4 protein-coding genes and 1 pseudogene are annotated in these 9,168 nt (G+C 77.9%); all 5 read right to left on the bottom strand.

The window, feature by feature from the left end; genetic code table 11:
* Positions 1-46: 46 nt before the first annotated feature.
* Complete coding sequence (locus VM95_RS36200) at positions 47-499, bottom strand: MarR family winged helix-turn-helix transcriptional regulator (protein WP_045705262.1); 453 nt, start codon at positions 497-499, stop codon at positions 47-49.
* A 133-nt stretch (positions 500-632) separates the two neighbouring features.
* Positions 633-2,582, bottom strand: a complete 1,950-nt coding sequence (locus VM95_RS36195) for a hypothetical protein (protein ID WP_045705260.1) — start codon at positions 2,580-2,582, stop codon at positions 633-635.
* Positions 2,579-6,643: a vWA domain-containing protein gene (locus VM95_RS36190; RefSeq protein ID WP_045705258.1), complete on the bottom strand. Its 4,065-nt coding sequence runs from the start codon at positions 6,641-6,643 to the stop codon at positions 2,579-2,581. Before VM95_RS36190 ends, VM95_RS36195 begins: the two co-directional genes overlap by 4 nt.
* Positions 6,644-6,646: 3 nt before the next feature.
* On the bottom strand, positions 6,647-7,801 hold the full coding sequence (locus VM95_RS36185) for an ATP-binding protein (RefSeq protein ID WP_045705256.1): 1,155 nt from the start codon (positions 7,799-7,801) through the stop codon (positions 6,647-6,649).
* A pseudogene (locus VM95_RS36180) lies at positions 7,798-9,168 on the bottom strand (hypothetical protein); the annotation flags it as partial. The gene VM95_RS36185 and the pseudogene VM95_RS36180, both read right to left, overlap by 4 nt.

Below are 9,168 nucleotides of genomic sequence, written 5' to 3'. Positions count from 1 at the left end.
GGCGGGGGCGGGGGCGGGGCCTTGGGCAGCCGGGGCCGGGGCCGGGTCAGGCGCTGGCGGGCGCGGGTTCGGCGATGGAGTCGACGAGCGGGGCCAGCTCGGGGATCCCGGCGGCCTCGGCGAGGACCGTCTCCAGGGCGGCGTCGTGCACCGGGCGGGCGGACTCCAGCAGGGCGCGGCCCTCGGGCGTCACCTCGGTGTAGATGCCGCGCCGGTCGTCCGCGCACAGGTAGCGGGCGAGCAGGCCGCGGTCCTCCAGTCGGGACACCAGCCGGGTGGTCGCACTGCTGCTGAGCGCCGCCGCGCGGGCCAGCTGCTGCATCCTCATGTGCCAGCCGTCCTGGCGGGAGAGCGCGTCCAGCACGGTGAACTCGACCACGGAGAGCTGGTGCTCGGCCTGCAGCGCCTTCTCCAGCGCGGTGTCGATCAGGCCGTGCAGTGCGGCGAGCGTCCGCCAGCCGCGGGCCCGGACCTCGGCCGCGTCGTCGCGGATCCCCATCGCTCGCCCACCCTTCGCGTTCACCGGCGCCTGCCGTCGCGGGTCTGGTCTCCGCGACGGCCCAGTATGCCAGCCTGCGCGGATCGCCCGTCCGTGCACGTGGTTTCGCCGTCCGCTCCCGGTTCTCCGTTCCTCACCCCTCTCCCGCCCAGGCGGCCGTGCAGAGCGCGGCGGCCAGCGCCTCGGTGTAGCAGGCGGCCGCCAACCAGGCGGCGGCGAAGGCGCCGTGGTCGTCGGGGACCACCCGGCCGAACACGTCCCGGCCGCGGCTCGCCGCCTCGGCCCGCAGGCCGTCCAGGAGTTCGGCGGCCGTGGCCAAGCCGGCGGCGCGCAGCAGGCGGCGATCGGCGGCGGCCGTGGCCGCGTTCGGGACCGGGGCCTGGCGGCCGGTGGTGACCGTCTGCGCGACCCGGCGGGCGAGGAGGTGGACGGGCGGGGTGGGGGTGGTGACGGTGAGCGTGGTGTTGGTGAGCCTGGTGTTGGTGGGCGTGGTGTCGGCGGCGCTGACGGGGGGCTCGGCGGGGGGCCCGGCGGGGAGGTCGGCAGGGAGGTCGGCGGTCTGGAGGCGTTCGAGGCCGAGGTTGACCCGGCCGGCCCGGTCCGCCGGGAGCGCGGGCACCGGGCCGGCCGGCTGCGGGTCGGCGGGCTGCGGGGGTGCGCCGAGGGCGAGCAGGCGCAGCTCCGGGCGGTCCGAGCGTTCCAGGCGGCCGATCACCCGCAGTCGCAGGCCCGGGGCGGTGGCCAGCAGGGCCAGGTTGGCCCGGAAGGCCAGCTCGGGGTGCTCGTGCCCGGGCAGCAGCGCGATCACCGGTCCGGCCGGGCCCGGGCGGCCGGCGCACCGGGCCAGCAGCTGCGGTGCGCCGTCCGGCCCGGAGGGGGCCGGGCCCAGCAGGGTGACGTCCAGGAACAGCAGGTCGGACCCGGCCGGGCGGCTCTCGTACGGCAGTTCCTCGGCGGCGAGGGCCCGGGCCACCTGGTCGGCCACCGGCTCCGACCACAGCCGGGCGGCGGGCCCGGCCGTCCACGCCGAGCCCGCCGCGCGCACCGCCCGTACGGCGGCGCCCGCGCCCAGCCGGCCGGTGGCGGACCTGGTCGCGCCCTGGACGGTCAGGCCGGCGCGGCTGAACTCGCGGTGGCTGAGCGGGGCGTCGCCGAGGCGCAGGGCCCGGTTGCCCGCGCCGGCCGCCTGGGCGGGGGCCGTGGCGGCGTCGGTGTGCGGCATGACCTCGGCGATGGTGCTGAGCCGGCCGTCGGCGTCCACCGCCCAGCTGACCGCCCCGGCGTGGGTGGCGGTCAGCACCGGTTCGGTGAACAGCCCGTGGAGGCGCAGCCCGCCTTCCGGGGCGTACGTCCGGCGGGCGGTGCCGCGCAGTTCGGCGAGCGGGGCGCTGGTCTCGGCACCGGCCGGGGGCCTGGTCAGGGCGGTGGTGAGGGCGAGTAGATCGCGCAGGCCGGACACCAGGTCGGCCAGTCGGTGGTCGGGTGCGCCGGAGCGGGCCGCGCGCAGCCGGGTGGCCACGGTGACCGCCGCCGCGGCCGGGCGGTGCAGTCCGGCCAGGCGGGCTCCGTGGGCGGCGTGCAGCAGTTCGGCCTGGGTCACGGCGCCGGCGGCGCCGACCCCGGCGGCCAGCACGGCGCAGGCGGCGTGGTGGAGGTGGCGGGCGGCGGCGAGTTCGGACGGGGCCAGGGTGGGATTGTCCTCGGCGAGGGTGTCCTCGGCGGGTGCGTCCTGGGTGCGGGCGGTGTCCGGGGCCGGGGGCTCGGTGGTGTCGGGCCCGGGCTCGGCGAGGGGGCAGAGGGTGACGGCGGCGGCCCGGTGCGCGCAGGCCGGGGCGAGCAGGCAGCCGCAGCGGACGTCCGCCGGGTCGGCGACCACCCCGTCCGGGGCGTGCAGGACGAGCAGCGTCTCCTCGTCCACCTCCACCCGCCACTGGTGGCCGGAGCGCGTCACCGGGCGCTGCGCCAGTTTCGCGGCCGCGCCGTCCAGCCGCTTCTGCAGGCGGGCGCTCAGCGCGGACACCACCTCGGCGACCACCTCCGGCCGCACGCCCGGCCAGTCGCCGTCGCTCGTCGTCTCGTTCATCGCACCTTCTCCCCCACCCAGCGGGCCAGTTCCAGCGGGCTCAGCGCCGCCACGGGCATGCCGGCCGCGACCAGTTGGCCCGCGACCGCCTTCGAGTACCGGGCCGTGCCGGTGTCGTCCAGGGCGGCGCAGCCGAGCAGGTGCACGCCGGAGTCGACCAGGGCCCGGGCCTGGGCCAGCAGGGCGCCGAGCGGGCCGCCCTCCTCGAAGTCGCTGACCACGGCGACCAGCGTGCGGGAGGGCACCGTCACCAGGTCGCGGGCGTACCGCAGGCCGCTCGCGATGCTGGTGCCGCCGCCGATCCGCACCTCCAGCAGGAGGCTCAGCGGGTCCGCCACCCGCTCGGTGAGGTCGACCACCTCGGTGGAGAAGGCGACGAAGTGGGTGCTCAGCGAGGGCACGCCGGCCAGAATCGAGGCCGTCAGCGCCGCCCAGACCGTGGACGCCTCCATCGACCCGGAGACGTCGACGACCAGGATCAGGCGCCAGTCGTTCGCCTGCCGGGCCCTGGTCCGGAACACCGGGCGCTCGGGCACGATCAGGGTGCCGCCGTCCGGGGACGGGCGGGCGGTGGCCAGGTTGGCCCGGATCGTCCGGTCCAGGTCGAGCCCGCCGCCGGGGCGGCGGGAGGGGCGCGGCAGCGCGATGCCGGTCAGGGCCGGGCGCAGCCTGGTCGCCAGCTCGCGGCCCAGCTCGTCGACGAGGCGGCGGACCAGCGGACGCAGCCGGGCCACCCGTGCCTCGGGCAGGCCGCCGGTGTGCTCCAGCACGGTGCGCAGCAGGTCGACGGACGGGCGGACGGCGGACGGGTCGAGCTCCTCGAGGGCGTCGGTGCGACCCCGGGCGACGGCGGCGGCCAGGACCTCCTCCCGGATGCCCGGGCCGAAGAGCGCCTCCAGTTCCTCGGCCCACTCGCGCGCGCCCGGGTACGGCGCTTCGCGGCCGCCGCGGTGGCCTGCCGCCGCGCGGCTGCGGCTGCGGCTGTCCAGGCCCGGGCCGGATCCTTCGCCGTGCCCGTTTCCGTACAGCTCGTCGAGGGCGGTGGCGAGTCGGGCGCCGCGGCCGTGGAGGCCGCCGCTGCCGGGGCGGCCGAGCAGCAGGCGCCAGCGCTCGGCCGGGCCGAGATCGTGGGGCCGTGCGGGTGCGGGTCCTTCCGTGATCGGTTCTGGTGTCGGTGTCGGTGTCGGTGTCGGTGTCGGTGTCGGTGTCGGTGTCGACTGCGGTGCGGGCGCGGGCTCGTGGACCGGCTCGCGGGCCGGCAGGAGGCCGCGACGGGCGAGCGCGGCGCGGGCGGCCAGGTCGGCGCGGACCCAGGCGGCGAGCACGGCGGGGTCCGTTTCCTCGGGCAGGGCGGTGAGCCGGGTGCCGAGCCGTTCCTCGACCAGGGTCAGCAGCCGGTCGCGGGCTGCGGGGCTGAGGGTGTCGAAGCCGCCGCGCAGCGCGGGCAGGCGGTCCAGGAAGGCGGCGTCGGGCAGCGCGGTGACCCGTTCCAGCAGCGGCTGCAACGCCTCCGGCGCGCTGTCGAACAGGCCCTCGGCCGCCGTGAGCAGTCCGCTCAGGCTCCGCCCGAGCGCGCGCCGGGATTCCGGGGTGGTCGCGCCGTCCACCCAGGAGGCGGCGCGGGCGCCCAGCGCCTGTGCGCCGTCCTGCCCGAGCAGCACCCGCACCGCCCCCGCGGCGCCCCGCACCAACGGGCTGCCCCGCTCGGCGAGTTCGGCCAGCGCCCGGCCCAGGCGCAGCCCGCCCCGCAGGTCCGCCCGCCGGGCCAGCTCCACCAGAGCCCTGGCGTCGGCCGGGTCGTCCGACCCGCCCAGGCCCTCCAACTGCCGCACCGCCGCCACCGTCAGCACCTCCCCGGCGGCCTCCACCGGCCCGCCGGGCGCGGGCAGCGGCGGCCGCTGCGCGGAGCCGCCGGGAAGGGGGCCGGGCACGTCGTGGACGGCGGAGTTCGGCGGCTCGGATGCGGAAGTGCCGACCGCTCCCGCCGAGTTCGGGCCGGACAGGACGACCGCCTGCGGCTGCGCGGCCCGGTGGCGTTCCGGCTGCGCCGCCGCTGCCCGGGCAGGCGGGGAGGTGGCGGAATCGGGGCGGTGACCGGGGGCCGGGCCGCCGCCGGCACCGTCCGCCGGCCAGGTGCCGGGTGCCTCGACGCCGGCCCCGTCCGGAGGCGCGGCTACGGTCCCGCCCGACGAGGACGGCCCGGCCGGAGCCGTCCGAGAGGGCGGCTCCGCGGTGCCTCCCGGGAGGGCGCCGGACGTGGGATCCCCCGCGCGGGTACCGGGATCCCCGGGTGTGGGGAGCACGTGGTTCGGCGTGGGCGGCGGGGTGAGGTCGACGGGGAGGTGGCCTGCGGTGAGGCGGTCGAGAAGGGCGAGGGCGTCGAGGAGGTCGGGGAGGGTGCCGGCGGTGGGGAGGAGGGTGGTGAGTTGGGTGAGGCGGGTGGCGGCGAGGGCGGGGAGGGCGCAGGAGGCGGCGGCGGTGAGGCCGTCGATGACGTCGCGCGGGGTGGGGTGGTCGGTGAGTCGGGTGCGGAGGGTGCCTTCGGCGGCCTGGGCGGGGGTGACTCCGCGGGTGCCGGCGACGGTGAGCATGGCGGCGGTGGCCGGGGTCCAGTGGAGGCGCCAGCGGGTGCCGAGGGTTTCGGTGCCGCCGGCGCCGGTGGTGGGGATCGGGTCGGCGTAGGGGACGTCGCAGGCGGTCAGGCGGTGGAGGAGGGTTTCGCGGCGGCGGTCGAGGGGGCTGCGCCGGGGGTCGAGGCGCAGCTCGCGGGGGCCGGGGTCGGTGGGGTCGGGGAGGCCGAGGTCGGCGAGGAGGGTTTCGACGGCGGGGGCGAGTCCGCTGCGCGGGGCGGCGGGGGTGGGGCTGCCGGTGCGGGTGCCGACGAGGACGCGTTCGAGGGCGCGGGCGACGGCTCGGCCGCGGCCGAGGGGTTCGCCCTGGGCGAGGACGGTCTGGACGGCTTCGACGAGTTCGCCGCGGCCGGGGGCGGCGTGGCCGCGCAGGCGGGCGAGGTCACCGGCGAGGCGGACGATCTCGCGGGCGTCGGCCGGGCCGCTGGGGTGGTCGTCGGTGCGCAGGGCGGCGCAGATGCGGACGGCGGTGGTGGTGAGCGCCCGGGTGAGGCGGTCGGGGTCGCCGCCCGAGTCGAGGACGGTGTGCTGCCATTCGGGGTCGCGGATGCCGGCCGGGTAGCCGGAGCGGGCGTCGAGCAGTGGGTAGGTGTACGGGATCAGGGAGAGGGTGTGCTCGGGTGCGGCGGGGCCGGGCGGCGGCGGTTCGGTGGCGGTGGGCCCGTCGAGCAGGGCGGGGGCGTGGAAGGCGCCGACGACGACGGCGATCCGACGGCCGCCGGCGGTGGCGTCCTGGATGCGGGCGCGCATCCAGGCTTCGCGGCGCTGGTCGTGGGGGTCGACGCCGGGGCCGGTCTCGGCGTCGTGGCGCAGGGCCCAGCCGACGAGCAGGGCGGCGCGGCGGACGGCGTCCGGGGTGGAGCCGGGGGCTGCGGTCTCGACGAGGCGGTCCCACAGGTCCTCGTCGCTGTCGCGGCCGGTGAGGCGGTGGCGCAGCGCCACGGCCAGGCCTGGGGCCGCCAGGCCGTCCGGGGACCGGTGTTCGGCGGTGCGCCGTTCGGCGGTGCGCCGTTCGGCGGTGCGGTGGGCGAGCGGGAGGTCGCAGGCGATGGCTTCGACGCCGTGGCGCCGGGCCCAGCGCAGGGCGACGAGTTCCGGGGAGAAGTCGGCGAACGGGTAGAAGGCCGGACCGGGGCCGTCGTCGGGGCCGGCGGGGGCGGCGGCGAGGGCGACGGGGGCTTCGGTGGCCTCGTCGGCGAGCAGGCCGAGCCAGGGCTGGAACTCGGCGGGGAGTTCGATCAGGACGGCCTCGGGCCGGGCGGCGTCGAGCAGCGCGGGTAGGACCGCGCTGAGGGAGGGCGCGTGGTGGCGCACGCCGATCAGGTAGGGCCCGGGCCGGGCGGTGCCGGAGGCGGCCAGTTGCTCGGCGGCGGCCCGGACGGCGTCCTCGTCGGCCCGGGCGGGTGCCTGTGCGCTGCTCAACGTCCGCATGGGTCAGGCCTCCAGTGCCGGGCGGAGGTCCCACAGGGTGCGCCAGGTGGCGGCGCCCTGCTCGGCGCGGCGGCGCACCGCGCCGTCCCAGTAGCCGAGCAGCCGGGCGGCGTCGGCCGGGTCGTCCTTGCGGACGACGCCGAGGAGTTGGCCGGGCAGGCGGGTCAGGAGGTCGCCGCCGTCCGGGAGGTAGGCGGCGGTGACGCCGAGGGCGGTGGCGACGGAGACGGCCTCGGCGGTGCTCATCACGGTGGAGGGGCGTTCGACGTCCCAGCCTTCGGTGGAACGCCCGGTGCGCAGGTCGCGGAAGGCGGTGACGAGGGCGTCGAGGACGGCGTCGTCGACGGCGTAGGCGGCTCCGGCCCGGGCGACGGCGGCGGTGGACTGACGGCGGACGAGGTCGACTTCGGCGGCCAGGCTGCCGATCGGGCCGACCGTCTCGAAGTTGAACCGGCGTTTGAGGGCGGCGGACATCTCGCTGACGCCCTTGTCGCGCAGGTTGGCGGTGGCGATCAGGGTGAATCCGGCGGCGGCGTACAGCTGCCCGTCCGGGGTGCCGGCCAACTCGGGGACGGCGACGCGTCGTTCGGAGAGCAGGGAGACCAGGGCGTCCTGCACCTCGGGCAGGCAGCGGGTGACCTCCTCGACCCGGGCGACGGCGCCGGTGGTCATGGCGGTGAGCACCGGCGAGGGGACGAGGGCGTCGCGGCTGGGGCCCTTGGCGAGCAGGAGGGCGTAGTTCCAGCCGTACTTGAGCTGCTCCTCGGTGGTGCCGGCGGTGCCCTGGACGGTGAGCGCGCTGGTGCCGCAGACGGCGGCGGCGAGCAGTTCGGAGAGCATGGACTTGGCGGTGCCGGGCTCGCCGACGAGCAGCAGGCCGCGCTCGCCGGCGAGGGTGACGACGCAGCGCTCGACGAGGGCCCGCTCGCCGACGAACTTCTGCTCGATGACGAGGCTCCTGCGCCCGGCCTTGAGCTTCTCGCCGTCGCTGCCCATGACGAAGGTGACGACGGCGCGCGGGGTGAGCCGCCAGCCGGGCGGGCGCGGGCCGCTGTCGTGGGCCGCGAGGAACTCCAGTTCGGCGGCGTACTTCTCCTCGGGCGGGACGGTCTGGCGGTCCGTGGCGGTGCTGGTGGAGGTTCTGGTGGTGCTGGTCATCGGCGGGCCTTCCTGCGCGTGCTGGTCCGGAGCTCTTCGTAGCCGGGGGTGTCGCCGTCGACGGTGCGCTGCCAGGCCCGGGCGAACAGGTCCGGGACGGGCAGGCGCGGCAGCACCGGCTTGTGGGTGGGCAGTTCGTACAGGGCGGCCTTCCAGGTCTCGACGGGCAGCGCGGGGGCCTTGGCCTCCTGCCAGCCGCAGGGCAGGAAGAGGCTGCGGCCGGCCCGGGGCCGCTTGGCCTCCAGCACGAGGCCGGTGGCGGCGAGTTCGGCGCGGGCCCGCTTCAGCCGGGCGGGCTTCCAGCCCGTCCAGCGGGCGACGTTGCGGTCGGTGGGGTCGGGCAGGGCGAGCAGTTGCAGGTAGAGGGTGGCGGCGTCCGCGCCGAGGCCGTGGGTGCGGGCCGCCTCGGCGACCAGCGCGGGGGCGGACAGCTGCGGGTTCTGCAGCCAGGCCGCGCGGCCCTCGGCCGTCGCCGGGTCGGCCGTCACGGCGGTGACGGACGCGACGGCGGACTCGGCCAGCCGCCGCGCCTCGCCGTTGAGCACGGCGACGAGGGCGCCCTGGTCGTCGCCGTACCAGGAGCCGTTGCGCAGCCCGGTGATGAGGTCGAGGAGCGGGTCGTCCGGGCCGGTCAGCCCGGCCGGGCGCAGCCAGACCTGCTCGTACGCCTCGTGGTAGGGGCTGAGGACGAGCGCCGGGCCGCAGCGGACCAGGCCGTCCGGGTCGGCGCCGCCCTCGGCGGGCAGGCCGAAGCGGGCGCGCATGACGGCGCCCATCGGGCCGTTCTTGGCGGTGTTGACGAGTTGGAGGTCGAGCAGCAGGTCGGGGTCGCCGAGGCGGGTGTGCAGGGCGTCGACGGCCCGGGGCAGCAGTGGGCGCAGCGGGCTGTCGGCGGGCAGGTGGTAGGCGAGCCAGCGCAGGGCGTCGAGGGTCCGGTGGAGTTCACCGGGGGCGGGGACGGCGTCGGCGTCCTCGGGTCGGAGGTGGGGTTCGGCGCGGTGGTCGGTGGTGAGGCGGTAGGTGGTGGTGCGGGTGAGCCAGGGGGTGCGGGCGGGGTTGAGGACGGCTTCGAGGTGGTGGATCCGGACGCCCTTGACGGCGGCCTGGTCGGCTTCGGGGAGGGTGACGAGGTGTCCGAAGTGGCGGATCCAGGTGTCGGCGCCGGCGGCGAGGTCGGGGCCTTCGGTCCACAGGGTCTTGGGGTCGGGCGGCAGCAGGGCGCCCCAGACGTCGATGAGGGCGTCGTGGGGGTGGCTGCGCAGCCATTCCTTGGCGGCCTTGGCCTCGGTGGCCTTGATGCCGAGTTCGGCGAGCCGTTCGGCGGTCAGGGCGGTGGTGCCCCAGTGGAGGAGGGTGGCGGGCGGGCG

Origin of the sequence: Streptomyces rubellomurinus (assembly GCF_000961885.1) — a bacterium.
Lineage (GTDB): Bacteria > Actinomycetota > Actinomycetes > Streptomycetales > Streptomycetaceae > Kitasatospora > Kitasatospora rubellomurina.
The sequence above is the reverse complement of the archived record's forward strand: the minus strand, read 5'-3'. Positions and strand labels throughout refer to the sequence as shown.

Excerpts from the sequence above, each read along its gene's own strand:
- VM95_RS36195 (WP_045705260.1), bottom strand. The coding sequence starts at position 2,582 with ATGAACGAGACGACGAGCGACGGCGACTGGCCGGGCGTGCGGCCGGAG.
- VM95_RS36190 (WP_045705258.1), bottom strand. The coding sequence starts at position 6,643 with ATGCGGACGTTGAGCAGCGCACAGGCACCCGCCCGGGCCGACGAGGAC.
- VM95_RS36185 (WP_045705256.1), bottom strand. The coding sequence starts at position 7,801 with ATGACCAGCACCACCAGAACCTCCACCAGCACCGCCACGGACCGCCAG.
- VM95_RS36200 (WP_045705262.1), bottom strand. The coding sequence starts at position 499 with ATGGGGATCCGCGACGACGCGGCCGAGGTCCGGGCCCGCGGCTGGCGG.